The sequence below is a fragment of the Rhizobium johnstonii 3841 genome, from assembly GCF_000009265.1.
In the GTDB taxonomy this organism is placed as follows: domain Bacteria; phylum Pseudomonadota; class Alphaproteobacteria; order Rhizobiales; family Rhizobiaceae; genus Rhizobium; species Rhizobium acaciae.
The window spans coordinates 11,522-31,110 of record NC_008381.1; the positions used below are offsets into that span (position 1 = coordinate 11,522).

Sequence of the window (19,589 nt, forward strand, 5' to 3'; positions counted from 1 at the left end):
GTCTGCGGGTATCGTTACGTTCCAATCAGCTCCTGCACCAGGCGACGGCCAGGACCAGGTCTCATTCCGGCATAGGCGCCGAGCAAATCCAGAAGCTTTATGCCAGGCTCATTGCCCTCCGATACAACCGGCCGTCCTCTTCTTCGTCCGAGTGCGTTCGCAAGCAGCTCGATCCAGGCGCAGTGATCACTCGTCGGCGGAATCAGGTGCCGCAGACGGCGTGCTTTGCGGTCCTTTTCGTCATACGTAGCATAGTCCACCGGCCATTCACTTCGGCTGCTGAGGCGTTCGGCGCAGTATGTCCGCGCCGCTGTCGACAGACCGGTGAGCATCATCGTCGAGTAGTAGCCGCCAGCAGCACTGGGCATGCTCAACAGGCGACGAATAAGCATAGGGCCGAACGGGGAGTGGGCGATTGCTTCCAGACTGCAGATATTGTCGATGCATCGATCGAGCGTTCTCGTCGTTGGACTGATGTAAGGAACCGGTGCGCGGCGCAAGTCATAGCCGCATGCGACACAATAATGTTGCGGCACGAGTCCCGCCTGATCAAAAACCGCAATGCAGCCGTGGCAGGATGGACATCGGTCACGCAACCTGCAGCCATGTTGTGTGCATGAAACCCGTGTCGCCAGCCGCCATCGACGCCGAAAATATGGTTGCGCATCCTCGGTCAAACAGCGGCTGCAGAACTGCAGCCAAGCAGAACTGTCGCGATCCCTGTTGTAGCGCAGCGGCAGCAGAAGTTGCCCCGGCAGATCCTGCGACAACGTCATCGCGGCAAGCCGATCGGGCGCGACACCCGTTTTGGCGTACAGCAAGTTTGCGATGTCGGCCGGGAGCCTCAAATCAAGGGCTGCCGACCACATTCCCGGATTAAGCCCGAGCACACGAACGAAGGCTTTCGGGGGGACCCCATTGGCGTAGGCAAGCCGGTGCAGCCAGCTCGACACCAACTCGTCTGCCTGGGGCGCTACGGTGACGGGCCAGCGGTCAGAAACAACGTCACGATAGCGTTCACGGATGCTGACGGCCGGCGCGTGCGCGTCGGCCGTCGTCATAGAAGGCTCTCGCGCAGAGCCGAGCTGCGCCGCTGTGAGAGCGGCACGTGGCGCAACTCGTCGATGCTGGCCTTGCTGATGCGTTCGGTCCCGGATCTGATCGTGGCGATGGCGGCCTTGGTGACGATGGTGACGACCTCACCGATCAAGCCTTCAGAGAGATCGAATATCCGCCGTGCCAATGCTTCATTCGACAAATCTGAGCTCTTTGCGAGCGGCAAAGCGCCTTCGAGGCTGTCGAGCAGCATGAGATAGGTCTCGCCATATTGCCACCGGGGAACTGCAACCAGGTCGAAGCGGCTTGCCATCTCGCTGGTCGCGTTGATGAAATCGCAGACGGCTACTTCGCCGATCAACACCGGCGAGATGTCGTACTGGCGGCCAATCCGCCGCAGGAAAGCGAAGACGGCTTCGACGTCGCACGCCCGGCCCCGTAACGCATTGTGAAACTCGTCGAATATCAGCACCCTCGGCTTGAGGATGGACAGCAAGTGGTCGAGCTGCTCTGCCTTGCGGCGAAGATCCCATATGTCGCCGCCAGGAGCGCGCAATGCCTGCAGAATGCTGGCATAGAAATGGCCGAGACCGGCGCCTTCGCGTGTCTGGACCATCCATACCTTTTGCTGCTCGGGCGAGGTTTTTAGGTGCTCAACGGCGAACCGCTCGGCGATCATCGTCTTGCCGTTGGCGTAGGGCCCAACCAACATCAGCCCCTGGGTTCGCAAAGACGGAGGTCGTTCCAAGAGCTCGGCCAGTCGCCGATGACTGTCCTGGGCGACATGATGCCCGATCCACCGAGGCGCGCGGATATAGGCGATCCTTTCTTGCTGATCACGGTGAAGATAAGGTCGGACATGCTCGAGCAAATGATCCGCCATGGCTACCAATCCTCCACCGGCAGCCGGCGCTTCTGGCGCGGGGGATGCTCTGCGGGGGGAGGCGCCGGCGACTGCATGCCCGCATAAGGCTTTTCTGCCGCAGCGGCATGGGCATTGCGCACCGTGTCGCGCAACCGGCGCTTGGAAGACTTGGTGGTCTCCACTATGGCTGCGATCTCACGGCGGAACGCTACCTTCTCGACGTTTGAGCGTTGATTGATTGTACGCCGGCGGTCGCGCTCTGCCTCATGTTCCCACAGCGTCAAGGGCATCAGCTGGCCGTCGCGTCGCTGGACCGGCCGAAACTGACGGGTTTCCGGGTCGCGGACGTAGACATGACTGATGTCGCGGGGGTCGTATCGCACCTCGAGCTTTTCGTGCCGGTCACGCTCGGGAACGAGGATGCCCAGCCACGGCGAATAATAGTGCATGGCGAACATGCTGATCCCTTGCGGCGACAGTCGTCTTTCCGTCCCCGGCAGAAACGACAGCAGCACGCGCCGCGCATCGTCGCCAAAGTCGCGCAGTTCACTGCTGCTGCGTTGCCATTCGGTCAGCGGCACCTTCAGGGTCTTGGAATTTTCCTGAAGATTGTGATCGATGACCGCGAGCGCGATGCAGCGCTCCAGATTGGCAAAGCTGAGGCAAGCACGCCGCTCGGACGGATATTCGTCGCGGTGGGCGACCGAACGCCCCGAAGAACCGGGATAGGTAACGAGAACCGCGTTGAGTTTACCCAACAGCCGTTCAACCACGCCGCCTTGATGGACGCGGCCGCGATCGCGATAGCGGATCCGGATCCCGTAGTCGTCACAGCCGCGCTGGAAGGCGTTTCCCTTGAACTCCATCGCCGAGTCCGTGACCAGCAGCCGCGGTCGGCCGAACATCGGCCAGGCATGATTGAGATTGCGGGCGGCAAGCCAGGCATCTTTCGGGCAGATGGCGTGGGCCAGACAAAGCGCGACGGATAGAACCGACGGCTTTTCCAAGGTGAGGCAGAAGCCGACAATGGATCGTGTCGCCACGTCGGTGATAACCGTCAAATACGGGCGGCCTACGAACACACCGGCGCCATCGACCACCTCCACGAAATTGATATCGGTCGGCGTATGGTCGATCTGGCACACGGCGAGCGGATACGGCGCGTGGATATAGCCGGGCCGCGGCTTCAGCCGCAGCAAGTGCTTTGGATTGGCCGATCGCTTCTTCGCGATCTCTTCAGGCGAAAACAACACCGGGATGCGTCGAGCGACCGTCACATAAGACGGGACGGCAACACCAGCTTCCTCGCACCGTGCGCGGATCTCGTCGACCACGGGAGCAAGTGCGGTCGGCTCGAGCGTCAGCCACTTCTCGCGAAGCGTGGCCGCGATGATCTCCTCCACCTGTTCCGGCAGCCGCTTGCGCCGACTGACGGCGGCGCGAGGAAGCAAGGCGGTCACCGTCCGATCGGTGCGATAACGCGCAAGGAGATTGTAGATTTGCCGTGTGGTCAGCCGCAGTTCAGCCGCCGCGCGTTTGATGGCCGCCTGTCTCGGATCGCCGCTATCGAGGATCTTGTCCAGTTCGCGGGCGACGCGACGCGCCATCGACCACTGCTCGTCTGAAATTGGGCGCGTCGTGGGCGCGATTTGATCCTGAGATCGCTTCTGCAAGGTGGTTCAATTGAAATCGTTAGCGGTAAATTGACCTGGATTTAACGCCTAAACCTAACGTTCGTATGACAATTTCCGATTTGAAATGAGAACGTAAAAGCCACTTTCGTGGGCAGTGCCGATTTTATGTTCGACTAAGCTGGCGATGTGATTGTCGCCTGCAGACCGGCAAGTCATATTGAGCTCGATGCCACAAGCTGAGGATTGCAGCATGGACGAGTTCGATATCGACAGCCTCGACGAAGCAACGCTGATGGCGTTGAATGCACGCATTGTCGAACGGCTGCAGATTTTGCATCAGCAAAAGACAGCAATTGCCCTGCAGGAGATCAAGATCGGCAGCGGCGTCACGTTCGAAGGGCCGGATGGCAGGACGATCAGGGGTATCGTCATCCGTCGCAATCGCAAGACCGTCACTATACACACCGATGACGAGAGGCATTGGAACGTCTCGCCGTCGCTGATACGGCTGACTGGTCCGCATGTTTTGGATGAAGTGGTGTCCAAGGACGGACGTGTGGTGCCATTTAAGAAGCCCGGCGCCCGGTAGCGGTGTTCAGGCTTTTGCCGCGATAAGGCCTGCCGATTGCGGGATGGCTTCGCCGCCAAGCCCGAGCCGGTCACCGAGATAGTGGTAAAACGAAAGCCCGAGCTTCTGGCACGTCTTCATCAGACCGAGCATGGTATCGCGGGCAACACGACCGCCTCGGCTCATGGTGCCGCCGGAGATCTTTCGCTTGGTCACAAACGTCCGCAGGGCATTCTCCGATGCGTTGGTGTGCAGCGGAATGTCGGGGGTGATCGAGGACTTTCAGCAGCTCGGCTTTCCTTCGATGCAGCCGCTCGAGAAGCTTGTCGAGTGCCTCATAGCCGGTGCGTAAGGTGAAGATCCGGTCGAGACGGCAGTCTTCCGGCTCGTCGTTCCTACCGCTGTGCCCGGCGGCTCAAGGTTGTATGATCAGGGACAGGCAGTTGCAGTCCCAAAAGATCAAGTATCGACCCTATGAATCCCTCGCTCTGGCCAAGGGGCAGGCTGCATACGCAAGCCAGTGTCAGGGCTGTTTCAATGGCAAGATCGGAATACCGGCGCTGGCCGCCACGGATTCTCCGCCGGGGCGCATGCCATCCGGCCAATGCTTCCAGCGTTACCCATAATGTCAGGCTACCACGCCGGCGAAGACCTGCCTCGTATTCCCGCCAGTTTGTCACTTTGAACTTCATCTTGCCAATGCGATGGCGGCGGGCGGCATTATGTTTGAACGGCATGGCTCGGATCAGACTGATTGCGATCCAACAGGGCCAACTTCCAAACCATTGAAAAAGGATCGATGCACCAAAGCCGATCAGACGTGTACTGAAGACCCCTGATCCGCTTGTCGACCGCCTGCTGCCTGTTCGTCGAAGCGACCGCGCGATGGCGTCGGATCGCAAGGCGGCGCGGGCCGAAGCTGCTCGCGGCGAGACGTTCGAGTACGACGAAGCCGACGAAGCCGGTGAGGTGCAATGATGACCGGCAAATCGACCAGCCGACAGGGAAACGATCAGGGATTGGGTGATCGGTCTGATCGAAACACCCGATCCCTGAAGCTGGACGTTCGTCCGTGACCAGATTGTGTGCTAGAGTGTAAAGCAAACCATTGGTAAAAGGGAGTGCATAGTATGAGCGATCTGGTCGTCATCGAATTCCCTTCCGAAGCGAAGGCCGAAGAAGCGCGGCAAAAGCTTTTCAATATGAAGCCGGAATATCTTGCTAACCATGGCCATGTGGCGATCGCCACCAAGCAGGCCGACGGCAGTGTCAAGCTCAATCAGCTATTACGCCCGACCGTGACGGGAGCTGCTGCCAGCACGCGTTGGAGCGATTTGATGGGGGTGATGTTCTTCCCGTTGGTGGGCGCAGCTGTCGACGCGGCGTCAGAAGCCCTCAACCGGGCGCTGACCGATGTCGGCATCAATGATCGCTTCATAAGAGATGTCTCGACGGGTCTGGATGAAGGTAATGCTGCGCTCTTCCTGTTGATCCGCAGGAATACGACGGACAAGGCCTTGGAAGACCTCAAATACATTGGCGGAAAAGTCCTGCGGACGTCATTCGATCACGCGAAGGAAGATGCGTTGCAGAAAGCGCTTGCGGCGGCCAACTCTGAGGCTGCGAAGACCGCTCCCACCTCGTAAATCTGTGCGCGTATCATCGCGTTAGGCCTTTCGTCCGTGATGGAAAGTACCGCTAGGTACTACGAGTGGAGGGGGTATTTGGTTGCCTAAATCAGCTATCGGTTCATCCACTGCAAAAGATGGAGGTGTAAAATGATTGAATTTTTATCAAATTCATTGACGCCTGTGATTCTGATTTATGTTGTGAGCGCGATGCTTGCTTTGGGATTAAGTCAAACAGTGAATCAGATTTTTGATTCTCTTCGCAATGTACGCATTACGCTGTCAGCCGTCGTTGCCAGTTACATAATTCTTCCTCTAATTGCTGTCTCAATTGCCACGCTGTTTGGTCTTGATCCTGCATTGAGATTCGGTCTGGTACTTATGTCCATGGCAGCAGGCGCAGAGATAGGTCCACTATTAACAGCTAACTCGAATGGTAATGTCAGGCTTGCCGGTGGCCTTCTCGTAATTTCGATCGCCATCACGATCGTCTATCTACCTGTCATGTTGGGAGTTTTTTTGCCCGGCGTTCATTTTCCACTCGGGCATCTGCTGATAAAATTATGCGTTACAGTGGTGGCGCCGTTGATTCTCGGTTTCTTTATTAGGTCCCGATTTGAGAAGATAGCCAACACTGCTGAAAAGTACATTTACGCCATTTCACGCATTTTTGTAATAGTACTTACTGTAATAGTTGTCCTGTTGTACTACAGGCGAATTATTGATTTATTTGGTACATATGCAGTACTTGCAGGGTTTTTGTATGTTGTTGGCGGTTTCGGGATCGGTTACCTGCTCGGACTACCTGAACGCGGGACGAGTCTGGCCATGGGATACATGCATAGTGCTCGTAATGCCAGTGTTGCAATAATGGTTGCTAACGATGTGTTTCATGATCAGGTAGATGTAATGTTGATGATCGCTTTGTTGGTAATATTTATGCTGATAATACTTGTACCATTATCCGTTATTCTTAAAGTAAAACCTGGCGCTGAATGAAAAATACCCGTGTCCAATGGGTCGCCGCCCTGAAGGCGGCGCCCTTGCCGCCGGTAAAGCGTAGCCGCTAATTTCCTGGCACCTTTTCGCGTTGAGGTCTCTGCCGCATGAAGTGTCCACTTGAAATAGGTGGACACTCAAATATGAGTGACGATGGTCAGAAACTGCGTGTCCGGCATGTGGGGCGCGATGGGCGACGCCGCTACGAACCTGGTTCAAAGGCGCGGCAATTGAAATCGTTAGCGGAAAATTGACCTGGATTTAACGCCTAAACCTAACGTTCCTATGACAATTTCCGATTTGAAATGAGAACGTAAAAGCCACACTCGGCGTTGACCCGGCTCGATGAGCGCATTGCCCGTTCGCCCGTCGGCGAGGGTTTTATCGAACGCTCGCATTTCACCGAGGCCTGCGCCTCGCTGTGGATCGACGGCGAACTGGTGCACCTCGAAGACCTCGTCCTCCATGACGCGACAAAGGATATTCGCACGCCGACCCACGAGCTGACAATCGCGCGTGATGTTCTGAAAACCCGCCGGCGCATCGCCTCTCAGTCGTCTGGCTGGGCACTCTCTGCGGAAGGCATCCGCAGCCTGCGGGGCCAAGCGGCGACGGTGGCATTGGATGGCGCCGCTGTGAGCAGCGAGGATGAGCCGGTCGCCGACGGTCCGATCGGAGCAGGGAATAGGGAGAACGGGGATGTTGATGAAAGTGTCAGCCTGCCTGGCGTCGATTATGCCGCCATTGATGCGTTGCTCGCCCGCTCCAACGCTGCGATCGAGCAGGCAAAGACGCCCGGCTCCGCCGAAAGCCCGAGGGCCGGGGAAAAAGATCCGTTGGTATATGATCTCGACTGGGATGAGGACGCACGGCTGGACGAATGGCGTGCGGTGATGCGGCAAGCTGAAATCCTGCCGCCGGTGCTGCAAGCTGTGGTCGCCCTCGATGCCTGGAACGAATTGTCAGTGCTACAGCATGCTCCCTGGCTCGGACGGCTTCTGGCAGCCTCGATCCTGCGCCAGGCCGGCCTTACCGCCGGGGCGCATCTTGCAGCGTTCAATCTTGGTCTCAAAACTGTTGCCGTCGATCGCCGCCGGCATCGCGACCGGGAGACCCGGTTGCTGGCCATTCTCGGCGGAATCATTGCCGCCGCAGAGTTCGGCCTGAAAGAACATGACCGTCTGCTGCTTGCGCGAAAAATGATGGAGCGAAAACTGGTCGGGAAGCGGGTATCGTCAAAGCTGCCGGGATTGATCGAGCTGGTGATCTCGCGGCCGCTGGTGTCGGCCGGGATGATCGCCAAGGAGCTTGCCGTCACGCCGCGGGCGGCGCTGCGGATTGTCGAGGAGCTAGGCTTGCGCGAGGTGACGGGGAGGGGGAGGTTTCGAGCATGGGGGATACTTTGAACTCAGGACATCGGCAACTGAATCAGGGCAGGATGGGCGAGCGAACTAAACGGCAACATATCGTACCGAGGTTTTATTTACGGCATTTCACCCAGGCGGATGGAGAACTCTGGACGCATGATTGCGTCTCGGGAAGCGCTCGGAAGTCCACACCCGAGAAAACAGCATACGAGACGAACATTTACACGCCGCTCGGCGAGGATGGTGTGCGCATTGACTTGGTTGAAGACTCCCTCGCAAAAATCGAGTCAAGCGCGGCGCAAATCTATCCAGACCTCCTGTCATTCAGGCGACTGTCGAACGTAGCCAAAGCCGATTTTGCCGCCTTCCTCGGCACCATGTTTGCCCGCAGCCCTGCCCAGCTTCGTCAATTCGCGCAGTTCATGGGCCAGATGACTTCGTGGGGCACCAAGCATGAAATGGAGCGTGAGTTTCGCCTGAAGGAAGAGAATGGCGAATTGTCCGAGCTGGACGCGGCCGTTCGGGAGATCCTGCACGACGACGACCTATTTACTATGAGCGTTGATCGCCGCGTTGGGCTGCTCGCGTTCCAGCAGGCTGCATCGTTATCAAAGATCATGATGCGAATGACCTGGAATTATGAAATCAGCGAGAACCAACAGCTGGTCACAAGCGACAACCCAATGTTTTGGGTTCGAGGAGGAGGGCCAGCCGATATTGGGGCATATGGCTTCGGACTTGGCAATTCACATGCCGTGATTCCTTTTCCTATTAGCCCTAGCGTCATTCTGCGGCTCGATTGGCGTCCCGACATCGAATGGAAGAAACTCAAATTGGATCGCCAGAGAGCAAAGCTGGCGAACCAGTATCAGGCCAAGCACAAGGAAAGGTTTCTGTTCTTTCGGGATCACGATCAGGGACTGCTGAACTTGGCAATGAAATACAGGGACCCGGTAAATCTGCTGGGCACTGGTGTGCCCTCACCGAAGATAAAAGTCGTCAGAAAACTCTAGCGCTGACTCTTGAAGGAATTGCTGCCTTCGCACTGTAGAAGAATCGCTAACATGGATGCCCAGGATGAGTTGGAAGCACAAAGTCCATTGCGGGGCGGAAAATGGAAAAGGATATGCGTATCGCCGTTCTCGGATGGGGTTCTTTAATTTGGAAACCTGCGAAACTTAAGATCAGAGAGCCCTTTCGAGAAACCGGTCCCATTCTGCCGATCGAGTTCGCAAGGATATCTGGAAACGGCCGCCTGACCCTCGTCATAGATGAGCGGCATGGGGAAGGGTGTGAGACATTCTATGCGATCAGCAGTTTCGACAATCTCGACGATGCTCGTGACAACTTACGTGATCGCGAGGGCATGACTCATGTCAATGGCGTGGGCTTCGTCGATCTCCTCCACGATGTTGTTAGCGAACGGGCGCTCGAACGCCATCCAAACACGGTGCCTATTGTGAGAGAGTGGGCCGCGCAACACGACTTCGACGCGGTCATTTGGACTGCTCTCGCACCGAATTTCGCTGAAATGCAGTCGGTCGAATTTTCGGTCGACGCGGCTATGATCTATCTCAAAGCGCTTCCATCGGAGAAGCTTGCGCTTGCTAAGGACTGCATCCGCAACGCCCCAAAGACAGTCAAGACGCCACTAAGGGCCGCCTTCTTCGATCTTTGGCCTGACCTGTGATTTTATGGACACGTTCGATAGTCTAGAAGGGATTCGGAGGTCAGATGACACCAAAGGAGTACGAAGAAGCTGTATTGGAGCGGTTCAAAACGGCGTGGCCGCCGCCACAATTCGTGGTGCGCCACAATGTGCGCTTGACTGGGCAGGCCACAAAGGTCCGACGTCAAATTGACATAGCGATATATGAACAAGGTTCCGAAGAACCGAGTTTGATTGTTGAGGTCAAGCGGCATATGCGTGCGGTGGATGCACCTCGTGCGGGCGCGACGATCGCTCTCGTTCAAGACATTGGTGGCATTCCGGCTATCATGGTGTCCACGCAAGGTTTCTCGATCGCGGCAGCCAATCATCTTACCTGGGAAGGCATCGGCCATCTCACTGTAACCCTGACAGAAGCTTTGGGGCTTCGCTGGGTTCCGCTTGTGGAGCATAGGTTCGCCGTGGACAGGCAGTTCCGGGAACTCAGCGGGGATATGGTTGAGGCATTGCGTGTCGGGAACGCTGCGGCTTTCATGGATTGCGACTTGCCTTATGAAGAATGGATCGCGGTGATGGCCGTTGGCCAGTCGCTGTTCCCTCTCGCCAGCAACCGCCTTTTGCGGAGTCTCGCAACGGATCACTACGACGACGCGGTGCGATACAACGCGTTGCAGCTCTTAGACGACGCCGGTGAACTCGAGACCGATTTCGTGAATGGTTTGCTGGAAATTGAGCGGGATCTTGACGTGTTAGAACTTCTGGAAACCGCCCGCTTGTGATCGACCTTCTCGATTATGTCGGCGGTTTGCGTAGCCGCATTGACTCCAATAGCCGCACGGAAATTGAGGCAGATCCGCAGATTCGGTCCAATTCCTCACTTGCAGCTTGCTCGTTGAGCGCGCGCGCCAGTTCCTCCGGCGGTGGGGCGTCGGTGCGAGTTGGTACGAGCAGGATTACGTGATTTTCTCCAACAATTCCGCCATGAGTATGAACGAAATCCTCCGGAATCGCGGCCGCATTGAGACGTCGGTTTTGGCCACGTGACGACGTCCGCTGAACTGCAACACAGGCCTGACGAACGACGTAGGGCGCGTCAGGCGGAGCGGCCACCCAACCCCGATCTTTGAATGCCGCACCGCGCGCAAAGTCAAACGAACCTTCAGTCGTGACCGCTTTCGCCCAAATCAATGGAAACCGGCCTTCGCCAGCCTCGACATGAAGCCGTTCGGCCTGCCGGTTGGCCACAAGGTAGCCGATGCTGCCTCGATATCCCCAATCGGTCAACGTCGCTTCACCTTTGCAGCTCTCGCCTGGTAATCGCCACGGGGCTCCCGAAGCGCCAAGTTCCACAAGTCCGAATACTTCAAATCGGCCGTCTCGTTGGAGGATCCCACTGCGCGCCAGCGTAGGAGGGGCGACATCGATAGGGGCGCGCCTTCGCCGCAAAATCAGAAAGCAGGCGTCTTGGATGGCGTCCAGGAAAACGTCACTACGCTTCTCCACCATATCGATTGCGAGTACCTCGGCGAGCTGCAAGACACGACGGCGGAACAGAGAAAACTCTGGTCCGCCGAGGAAGGAGGCGGGCAGAATATAACCCACAAGTCCTCCGACTGGGACGGCCTCGAGTGCTCTGCGCACGAACATGGCATAGAGGTTCAGTCGGCCGCTTGATATGTCGGCGAATCGTGGGCGGGCTTGAGCGTGATCCAATCGAGACAGTCTTAGGAACGGTGGATTACCGATCTCGTGATCGACGTCGCCGTTCGTGCGTCCTTCTGCCAATGAATCGTCGGTTTGAACTAGACCGATACCGGCAGCTTTCTCAGCATCAATACCGAATTCTTTGACGAGCATGCGGTGCAGCAGCGCGTTCGCAATGATCGCCAGCTCAGGCTCGATCTCGCTCCCGAGAAGACGAATAGGCAGTCGAGTTAAGATCTCGAGGTCAGTGGCCCCCGCCGATCGCCATTCCGAAATCATGAGCCGCGCCAATGGGACGAGAAAGGCGGCACCGCCCGCCGCCGGATCACGCAATCGGTCTCGCCCAAGATCCATTCCGCAAGCCTGCAGGCGCCATACGAGATGATCAACCAAATGTGGTGGCGTGAAATAGGCGCCCAGCTGCTTGCGCCGGTCGCGCGGCATCAGGACCGCATAAATGCTGGCGATAGCGTGATCTGACCATGCGTGTGGCAGGCTATCAACCAAGAGCTGAACGACGCTTGGCCCGCGACCTCCTATGAGCTCTAGGCAATGAGCCAAGGGCTCGACTGTGCCGCGCCGTCTGCGGTAACTCGTGAGCAAACGGGTCAGGGTTTGCCCAATCAACGCCAACGGCATTCGTAGAGGTTGAGCAGCCGACACCTCGGTTCCCGCTTGAGCGTGCGAAAGAGCTAAGTCGGAGTATTGTTCCGTTACCACCGAAAGAGTGTCAGACGGTCTGGTTTCCGATAACGAAACTGAAACAGAGAGGTCACCCTTGTGCATCAGCGAAGATCAACCGGTGTCGCGATTCGCTCCACGGCGCGAACAACGCTTGCAATCACTTTTGCGGCTCTATTTTCGGTCATCAGCCCCAGCTCCATTGAATACCGTGCATAGACGGTCATGTTAGCACTTCCAACATACGCAATATTCTGATCAGCAAGAACGACTTTGGCATGAAAGGTCTCGAACCCCACTTCGGCAGGGAGCGTATAGTCCAATACGCTAACGTCAGCAGCAATCAGGTCTTTGCGCCCGGCCAGCACCGTTGTATGTGCCGAACCGACACGCCGAATGATCAGGCGCCGAAGCGGCGCAGGCGTCCTGCGAAACAGTTCAAGAACCAGAGACAAACCGTCCCGGTTAAGAAATGGTGTCATCACTGTCAGGCTGCCGACTGCTGCGTCGGCGATCTGTTCAAGAGCTTGTTGAGTGGTCATAAGGGATGCGTGGGAGATACCGGTGGTCGGCAGCGCTCGCGCTATCGCGCTGGGGGCCACCGGCATTGTCACAACAGCCGACGCCCGGGCGTCGTCAGGCATTGACCCACGCATGGCCGCCGCCCCTTCTAGGAACGCCGGTACGCCAGCAGGAATGTGATTTGCACCAACAGCCAAGCCGCTCTTCGATGAAATGAGCCAGCCGCGACCAGTGAAATCTGCCGTGGCACGCGCTAGGCTCGAAGGCTGATATCCATCTATACGACTGAGATCAATCCATCCTACCTGGCTCAGAATTACAGCGCGCGCTAAACTGGCCGCAGCCGCGCAGTCGGCTCCGAGGCCGGCGATCAGCGATCGGGCCAAGGCGTTGCCAATTGGCGCTACGACACTCACGTCGAGCCCGCGGCCGTATGTTCGGCCGCCCTTGCGTTAGCGTGTCGTGCAGCGATTTCGTAGTACCCGGTCAAGCTTGGACCGGCCGCATCCCAGCGTGGTGCGCCGCGGCCAATCAGAGTGGACCGGGACAACAATTCATTTCTGGTAATGCATGCACTTTCTGGGATTAGAATGCAGTCTGGACAGGCGCCGCCACGATGGTTGCATACGCTTTCGGAGCCGCATCGCAGACTGATTGGATTGACCATGCGGTCGAGAACCTCGTTTCCATAAGGTGGATCCCCTCGATCTCGCCACATAGAGGATAAATTTCCTAGGTCCATTGTCATTCCTCTGCGGTAAACAAGGAATGCCAAATCGGGGACAAATATGTGCTCGCCGAAGGACCCCAGATCGAGCCCCGACATTGAGGCAGAAACACCAATGAGATGATGCGCCATCGTGTGGAGAAGTGTGTAAATGTACGGATAGGCTAGTCGAGGGATTGCATGCTCCCGCCGGTACTCGTCGAGAAACCGCGAGAATCTGAGCGACGGATCGCTATCCATTGCAGCGAACTCTTCAATCAAACGCCCACCCAAGCGTACATTTGCCAGGGCGGCAGTCGTCGGAATCCCGTTCGTGGCGAGCCAATCCAGAACTGCCGCTTCGTCCAGGCGCAGGTAGAAACCCTCGTTTGACTGGAGGAGGCATAGGACGGGATGGCGGGCAGCATCACCAACTTGGACACGATCAAACAATCGGAGCCGAACTGGCATTTCGGCATTGCCTGCCTTGTCGCGGGTTACCGTTGGCGAGGCTGAGGTGCGGGTATACGCAAATGAATATTCGCAAACTTTGATATCTCGAATGAGGCGCATCTCGGCAAGTCCGAGCAGGCCACAGCGCCTGCTAACCTCGCTTCGCATCCTGTCGATTTCAGGCTGCGTCAGGCCGTCAGGAATGAGGAAATCATCGAGGATCGTGACATCGACCGAGACTTCCTTGCCGTCGCTCATCTGTCCACCCCGCAACTTCTCGTCAACGAGGGTTGCGTGTTCGGCCGCCATGCGGACAGGATCGAAACGGCGAACATAGCCCTGGCGCTCGCGACAGGCTCTCGCAATTCCGGGCGTGGCTTGCTGGTGGCCCGCGAACACGCTTGCGTTCCATTCTTCTTCGCGCCGCGACAGCTCTTCACGCTGCGCGTTGAGATATTCTTGCGGAATGTTCGGCGTGGCCTCGAGCATTGGGATCATGTCGCGAATTCGCACGTGGTTGTCCCATTGATCCCCCCTACCGGCTGCGCGAAGCAGGCGTCCCTTTTCCGCGTCATCAAGTCGCGTTGGCGGGTACCCGTAAGTCGTCGCAAGGAAGCCCTCGAGCTGGGCAGTTTGGGCCGTCCCCAGAAGGGACAGATACCGATCCTCGTCGAACACAAGTAGCCGATCGCCATGTGGGTAATACGCTGCGGACGCTCTATAGGAGACCGGCTCCATGTTGATTTCGGCGATGAGCGCCTGGTTCTGAGCGATCAGCGGACCCAGCAATTCCAGCGTTCGTGTATCACGCTGCAAGATTGGTCGGACCGTGCGGCACTGCACACATTCGAAGTGCCACCCAGCAAGCGCACCTGGGGGGCGCCTCAGATAGAACCGGTCCATTTCGCACGACGCGCAACGGCCGATTTCTCTAATATCCCCGGAGGCGGCTACCCAGTGACGATAGTTGGGCGTCAGGCCCTCGATCTCGCCTGACCAATGGGTCAAAACCACATCGATTTGTTGCCAATCATCAGCACAGCTCTTTGCCCCGGTTGGGCAAGCTTGTCGGAATCGGGCGGCTTCACCAGAAAGACGATCAAGCTGCTTGCACTCGCGATGGAGGCCGCATCGTGTGCACGTGAACGCCAAAGGAAAGGGGACATAACCGACATTCTCCGGGACTTGGAATGCTAGGTCGCCGACCCGTACGCGCACGACGTCGTCACTCAGCACTCGCCCATCCACAGCAAGAGCCAGCGGCACAGGGTGTCTGAGATTTAACCCCCGGCCTGCACGTGTCGCCCAGGCCTCAAAATACTCTTGAATCTGTTCTCCAATGATTCTCTTGGTGAGGGTGCTTAGGTCGGCAGTGCGATTTCCGGACGCTGAAAGCGCCATGCACGCACCGGAGCCGCCTTCGAACGTGAAAAGGCTGTGCGGCGCATATGCGGTGGCCAGCTGGCCACGCGAGCGCTGCATGGTTGGTGGCTTCATTGTGCTCATAACCTAACCCTCTCCATCCAACTCGCTCGCCGAAGAGCGGCGTCCCCGAGAAACGCCTCTGTTGCGAACCATTGCCATAGCTTCGCCGACGTCTTCCCACGATATCGACTGATTTCGCTGTGTTCTCGCTGACGCCTTGATCCATCCTGCTTCATCAACGTCGCGCAGGCTTGTCATAGGCCGCAGCAGGCCGCTTAAGGGATTTGACCAAAAATCACTTAGCTTACCCGTAAAGTCACCACTTCCGATGGTCGACTGAATGCGTGACGCGGCGGCTCTGACGAGATCAGAATAGTAGTCGGGGTTGGCTGGAGAACCCGTTGGAGCATTCACACCGACAGCCGTAATGACAAACCGAACACAATCATCGAACGCTCTGGGGTCGCGAAGGAGTCGATCGACTTGCTCGACAGTTGCCGGAAGGCCAATCAGCGCCTTTTCGTCGTCCTTGGCTCGGACGAAGCGTTCTTGGTGCTGAACGCCGGCAAGCCAGGTTTGAACGAGAGACGGGATGGTGCGTTCTATCGCGCGATCGGCCCACCGCTCCACAGCCGGCGCTGCGATCATGCGCTCCAAAAGGCGGTGAAAGGACTCGTGGACTTCGACCACGAAGCGGTCTCGACGCGTTTGCGGCGTTGGAATTAGGAGCGAGAAACCGACGTGCATGCGGCCAACTCGAGATGAAGCCTGGATGTATTCCGCGATATCAGAGGGCATTCCAGCGAACGCCATTGCGTTAAACGCCTCGACATCAACGCCATGCGAGATCGCGGAAGTGGCGACAATCCCTCTCAGCGTCGACGATATATCTTCAATTGTTGGATCGAAGGGGCGTTCTGCCGCGCGGATCACCTTCTGTATCCCCCCGATGTCAACACCACCGGAGATAAGTTCCATATTGTACGCTGCTATCTCGTAGTCGGAGCCCATCGCGGCGTGTGCTTCACGGACTTCGGTATTGAGAGCAGAGAGAATCTGATCGCCACCCTTTTTGTTCGTGACATATGTCAGTTGAATCCTGTGAAGATCGACAAGCGCTGCAAGCTGGTCGTAGCGGCCCAAAGCGGCGACATTTCGAATAGCTGCCCTGCGACCTGCAGCCCATCTCGCGTCTGATACAGATTCTTCTATCTCGAGGGCGGCACGCGCCTTTCTTGCCGGGTCAACGGCGGCAAGGTCGCGTTGCCAGCGTGTGATGGTCGCCGCGTGCGCTGCTAGAACAGAAAGTGTGGTGACCGTATGAAGCCTGCCATTGGTCATCAGGCTCGCGTAGACACGTCCCCAGGGCGCGGCAGCTTCCCTACCGCGGGGAGTAGGAGCAGCATCTGCTCGTTCCGCAGTCGCTGGGCCACCGGGAGTGAAGGCCGCCATGCGTGTATAGAACCCACCGTGGAGGGACGGACCCGGGTGGGGGAATTGCACGACGCGGCGTTGGTAAAGCGCACGGGTATGCTTTGCAACGTCAGCGGCGGTCGCGGTCGCTCCGATGACGTGCGGCAGTCTCGGGCGATCGGGGGCGTTAGGTACCCGACAAGCCCTACTTCCGAGAAGCGGTGCTAAGCGCGATAGCCACGCGAAGAGCCCTGTCTCGAATATACCACCAAAGGTGCCAAGGCTCTCCTCAAGTAGGTGCATTTCGTCCTGGACGATGATGCTTGGAAAGGGATCATGAAACACCTCGATACCATCACCATAGGCTGGGGCAACGCGTTGCCACCCATTGGGTGGGGCAGCACCAGTCGGTGTGCCGCTTGGCATATGAAGGAGATTGCCGGATGCCGCGTCGATCCACCGAGCCATGCCAAACATGCCTGCGATACGGTCTACGGTATGTGTGCTTTGACCCAATAGTGCGAGCTTGTCTATTGTGCCAAGTAGGACCGCCGGCGCGCGCCGATAAATGTCCGTATCCACTAAATAAAACGGTAGTGGTTCGGGCGCACGACCGGGATTCGTGCGGTGAGCGCGGTTCCAGTCGCACGTTGAATCGAAGCACACGATCCCGAGTTGGTGATGACGCTCAGGGAAGAGCCGAAGCCCCGTCCCATGTTCGGAGCGACAGAAGGGACAACTTGAGAGCTTATTCCATGCTTCGTTGGCGACAGTGTATTCGCGATCGACTCTCTCTTGGCTATTTAGGAGCGCAGCTTCATCACGAGCGCGAGGACTGCTCCATGTCGGTATGCAGCGTAGAGTATCCGCGATCTCACCGGGCTTCTTCTCGGTTTGGTTCGGTGTGTTGGTGCCACCCACCCAAAAGCCGATCTCGAAAGGATTACCGGGGATTTTCTCTCTTCGGCGGACGAGCTCCGCCTGCGCCAGCAAGCGGGCAAGGCGTTGAGCCTGTTGCACTGTGAGCAATCGCAAGGGATAGTGCATCATGGCAGTAATCCCGAGCAACTTGCCCCGCAAGCGATCGAGAAAAAGCGCGTAGACCAATGTGCCGAAGAAGGCTTCTGTTTTGCCGCCACCGGTTGACATGTATAGGAGGCTAGCGGCGTCCTCATCGAACGCCGCGTCGAAACTATGCGTATACTCGGGCAGCCGCGAGGCGAGAGTTGTTACGTGCGCTAACACGAATGCCAGCTGAAATAGCCTCCAGCCCGACGGCGGCTCATTGTCTCGCTGAGGATTTGCCGCAGCAAACGATTGGTTCAAGAGCACCCATGCTCTGAATGGGATTGCGCCGGCAGCGGTGGGCGTGACACGCGATGCCGCCTGCGAAGCGACTAAAAGTTCCACTCCTTTTCGAATTCGGTTTGCCTCGTCGGTCCACACCCGCAGATCTTCTTCGAAGCGCGCTCGCTGGCTCGCTTCATCTTCCAAACTTCCCTCTTCTCCCGCTGCAAACAAGCGCGTATTTGCAGCAACCTCATCGATCCACCGATCCATGGTATCTGGCAGGGTCAGGAGTGCTGTAAGGTCTGTCGTCTCCGAAGCGAGCTCTGCGTATGTGGTTGGCACGTCATCGATCTCGGTAGCTCGCGCGCGCGGCAGGACATAGCGTGGCATCCAAGTCGTGCGCAGGGTGCGATTTTCGCCAGTTTTGCCAAGGTCGATCACCCCCCCGTTCACACCGATGGCAGGCATCGTCATGAAACCAGCAAGATGATAACTGCGGCGAACCCTCTCTAGGCGCATGGGCGCAAGTGCGCCGTCCGGCAATTCTACAGCCATCGACAACGTGAAGAGACCGCACTCTTTTTTGGCATCGTCCTCTCGCCAATTCTCGACCGCTATGCGTACCGAAAAGCAACCCGGTTCAAGCGGATCAGGAAGTGCTTGTACGAGCGTGTTGACGTCGAACGCCGGAATCAGATCGGCAAGATTTGGTGGCGTTGCTCTGGTCGCAGTAAGAAAGGCGTCCCACGCTTCCGGCGTCCAGAAGGCTTCAGATGGCGGGCGAAGCTTTCGCCAGGCATTAAATTGTCCCTCGGGGGATGCTATCCATCTCTCGTAGGCATTTCGGATCGCCTGCAATAGACTTGTCTTGTAACCTGCTGCGAGATTTGTCCACACGGCTGGATCGCAGGGAAGCGTCATCTCCAAGGGGGGCGCGTCGACAGAAAGACGGACCCATTTCTGTGGGATGTCATATCGCCTCGATAAGTTGTCAGGGATGCGCAGGCGTCCGCCAACTACTGGTGAAGGGGGAATATCTCCACCGTCAGCGCCAGGCTCGCGATCATCACCGCCCGGCAACTGTGTATCGACTGGGACGGCAATTCCCATGGCTAGGTAGACCTCCCGTGATATCGTCGCACGTCGCGTCGCACGGTCACGCGGTTGAAGACCCGCTGGAATCTCAGCGGCAGCTCGCCGACTCATCTCCGCTCTCGCATGCGCCCGCGCTACATCATTGAAATCAGCGCGTGGGATGAGCCGCCCGTTGCGCGCGAACAATTCGTTGGCAAGGGGGAGCGCCCGAACGTAAACGGATAGGGACGGGCGAAGGTGCAAGGAGCCTGCGGAAGGCCTCAAGCGCAAGTCGAGCCCGTGCGACGCAATTCTTATATCGCTGGCCTCGTCATCACCGTCCTCGTCGAGACGCGGCAGAATAAAAGCGCTTGAGAGAGTTCTTGACGGCTTCTCGCCGAGAATGATTGCGCCATGAGGCCCTTCGCCGGAGACGACCCCTCGGGTCCGCTCAAGAACGGCATCACATACTGCTTCCTTAAGAAGCTGTCGCTCGTCGGCGTTTAACCTGTCAAGTGCGCGTAGTTCGGCCATC

At 57.6% G+C, this 19,589-nt stretch carries 14 protein-coding genes and 2 pseudogenes; 7 read left to right on the forward strand and 9 right to left on the reverse strand.

Annotated features, from left to right (window positions below; genetic code table 11):
* Window positions 1-14 precede the first annotated feature (14 nt).
* The 3 genes from RL_RS27505 to RL_RS27515 are packed head-to-tail and all read right to left on the reverse strand — an operon-like array spanning window position 15 to window position 3,528.
* Complete coding sequence (locus RL_RS27505; protein ID WP_011654085.1) at window positions 15-1,061, reverse strand: TniQ family protein; 1,047 nt, start codon at window positions 1,059-1,061, stop codon at window positions 15-17.
* Complete coding sequence (locus RL_RS27510) at window positions 1,058-1,939, reverse strand: TniB family NTP-binding protein (protein WP_041936815.1); 882 nt, start codon at window positions 1,937-1,939, stop codon at window positions 1,058-1,060. Before RL_RS27510 ends, RL_RS27505 begins: the two co-directional genes overlap by 4 nt.
* Window positions 1,940-1,941: 2 nt before the next feature.
* Window positions 1,942-3,528, reverse strand: coding sequence for a Mu transposase C-terminal domain-containing protein (locus RL_RS27515; protein WP_122330909.1), 1,587 nt, complete (start codon window positions 3,526-3,528; stop codon window positions 1,942-1,944).
* A gap of 277 nt (window positions 3,529-3,805) precedes the next feature.
* On the opposite strand from RL_RS27515, the gene RL_RS27520 reads away from it, so the two are divergent.
* A complete protein-coding gene (locus RL_RS27520; protein ID WP_041936816.1) occupies window positions 3,806-4,144 on the forward strand; it encodes a hypothetical protein in 339 nt (112 codons plus the stop codon).
* 6 nt (window positions 4,145-4,150) lie between these two features.
* Here the strand turns inward: RL_RS27520 and RL_RS40775 are convergent, their stop codons facing one another.
* Window positions 4,151-4,339 carry a hypothetical protein gene (locus RL_RS40775; RefSeq protein ID WP_244432399.1) on the reverse strand — a complete coding sequence of 63 codons (189 nt, stop codon included), beginning with the start codon at window positions 4,337-4,339 and terminating at the stop codon, window positions 4,151-4,153.
* A 185-nt stretch (window positions 4,340-4,524) separates the two neighbouring features.
* A pseudogene (locus RL_RS38260) lies at window positions 4,525-4,860 on the reverse strand (transposase); the annotation flags it as partial.
* A gap of 393 nt (window positions 4,861-5,253) precedes the next feature.
* Between RL_RS38260 and RL_RS27530 the strand changes: the two are divergent.
* From RL_RS27530 to RL_RS27555, 6 genes and pseudogenes are all read left to right on the forward strand, one after another.
* Window positions 5,254-5,769 (forward strand): DUF1269 domain-containing protein, encoded by a 516-nt coding sequence (locus RL_RS27530; protein WP_011654089.1) that lies wholly within the window; start codon window positions 5,254-5,256, stop codon window positions 5,767-5,769.
* Between the two features lie 132 nt (window positions 5,770-5,901).
* Entirely contained in the window at window positions 5,902-6,750 is an 849-nt protein-coding gene (locus tag RL_RS27535) for a bile acid:sodium symporter family protein (RefSeq protein WP_011654090.1), read from the forward strand.
* 329 nt (window positions 6,751-7,079) lie between these two features.
* A pseudogene (locus tag RL_RS27540) lies at window positions 7,080-8,156 on the forward strand (RHE_PE00001 family protein); the annotation flags it as partial.
* Window positions 8,141-9,130: a DUF4238 domain-containing protein gene (locus RL_RS27545; RefSeq protein ID WP_011654092.1), complete on the forward strand. Its 990-nt coding sequence runs from the start codon at window positions 8,141-8,143 to the stop codon at window positions 9,128-9,130. The pseudogene RL_RS27540 and the gene RL_RS27545, both read left to right, overlap by 16 nt.
* Window positions 9,131-9,231: 101 nt before the next feature.
* The gene (locus tag RL_RS27550) at window positions 9,232-9,807 is read left to right on the forward strand and encodes a hypothetical protein (protein WP_244432400.1); all 576 of its coding nucleotides are present in this window, start codon (window positions 9,232-9,234) and stop codon (window positions 9,805-9,807) included.
* A gap of 44 nt (window positions 9,808-9,851) precedes the next feature.
* On the forward strand, window positions 9,852-10,565 hold the full coding sequence (locus RL_RS27555) for a hypothetical protein (RefSeq protein WP_011654094.1): 714 nt from the start codon (window positions 9,852-9,854) through the stop codon (window positions 10,563-10,565).
* Between the two features lie 13 nt (window positions 10,566-10,578).
* Here RL_RS27555 and RL_RS27560 read toward each other — a convergent pair whose 3' ends face one another.
* From RL_RS27560 to RL_RS27575, 4 genes are all read right to left on the reverse strand, one after another.
* Window positions 10,579-12,276 carry an Eco57I restriction-modification methylase domain-containing protein gene (locus RL_RS27560; RefSeq protein WP_011654095.1) on the reverse strand — a complete coding sequence of 566 codons (1,698 nt, stop codon included), beginning with the start codon at window positions 12,274-12,276 and terminating at the stop codon, window positions 10,579-10,581.
* Window positions 12,276-12,890 carry a phospholipase D-like domain-containing protein gene (locus RL_RS27565; protein ID WP_122330917.1) on the reverse strand — a complete coding sequence of 205 codons (615 nt, stop codon included), beginning with the start codon at window positions 12,888-12,890 and terminating at the stop codon, window positions 12,276-12,278. The genes RL_RS27560 and RL_RS27565 overlap by 1 nt, the downstream gene beginning before the upstream one ends.
* A 215-nt stretch (window positions 12,891-13,105) precedes the next feature.
* Window positions 13,106-15,358 carry a hypothetical protein gene (locus RL_RS27570; RefSeq protein ID WP_011654097.1) on the reverse strand — a complete coding sequence of 751 codons (2,253 nt, stop codon included), beginning with the start codon at window positions 15,356-15,358 and terminating at the stop codon, window positions 13,106-13,108.
* Window positions 15,359-15,361: 3 nt separating this feature from the next.
* Window positions 15,362-19,588: a DEAD/DEAH box helicase family protein gene (locus tag RL_RS27575; RefSeq protein WP_011654098.1), complete on the reverse strand. Its 4,227-nt coding sequence runs from the start codon at window positions 19,586-19,588 to the stop codon at window positions 15,362-15,364.
* Between the last annotated feature and the right edge of the window lies 1 nt (window position 19,589).

Excerpts from the sequence above, each read along its gene's own strand:
- RL_RS27550 (WP_244432400.1), top strand. The coding sequence starts at position 9,232 with ATGGAAAAGGATATGCGTATCGCCGTTCTCGGATGGGGTTCTTTAATT.
- RL_RS27515 (WP_122330909.1), bottom strand. The coding sequence starts at position 3,528 with ATGGCGCGTCGCGTCGCCCGCGAACTGGACAAGATCCTCGATAGCGGC.
- RL_RS27520 (WP_041936816.1), top strand. The coding sequence starts at position 3,806 with ATGGACGAGTTCGATATCGACAGCCTCGACGAAGCAACGCTGATGGCG.
- RL_RS27535 (WP_011654090.1), top strand. The coding sequence starts at position 5,902 with ATGATTGAATTTTTATCAAATTCATTGACGCCTGTGATTCTGATTTAT.
- RL_RS27530 (WP_011654089.1), top strand. The coding sequence starts at position 5,254 with ATGAGCGATCTGGTCGTCATCGAATTCCCTTCCGAAGCGAAGGCCGAA.
- RL_RS27575 (WP_011654098.1), bottom strand. The coding sequence starts at position 19,588 with ATGGCCGAACTACGCGCACTTGACAGGTTAAACGCCGACGAGCGACAG.
- RL_RS27505 (WP_011654085.1), bottom strand. The coding sequence starts at position 1,061 with ATGACGACGGCCGACGCGCACGCGCCGGCCGTCAGCATCCGTGAACGC.
- RL_RS27510 (WP_041936815.1), bottom strand. The coding sequence starts at position 1,939 with ATGGCGGATCATTTGCTCGAGCATGTCCGACCTTATCTTCACCGTGAT.
- RL_RS27545 (WP_011654092.1), top strand. The coding sequence starts at position 8,141 with ATGGGGGATACTTTGAACTCAGGACATCGGCAACTGAATCAGGGCAGG.
- RL_RS27570 (WP_011654097.1), bottom strand. The coding sequence starts at position 15,358 with ATGAGCACAATGAAGCCACCAACCATGCAGCGCTCGCGTGGCCAGCTG.
- RL_RS27560 (WP_011654095.1), bottom strand. The coding sequence starts at position 12,276 with ATGCACAAGGGTGACCTCTCTGTTTCAGTTTCGTTATCGGAAACCAGA.
- RL_RS27555 (WP_011654094.1), top strand. The coding sequence starts at position 9,852 with ATGACACCAAAGGAGTACGAAGAAGCTGTATTGGAGCGGTTCAAAACG.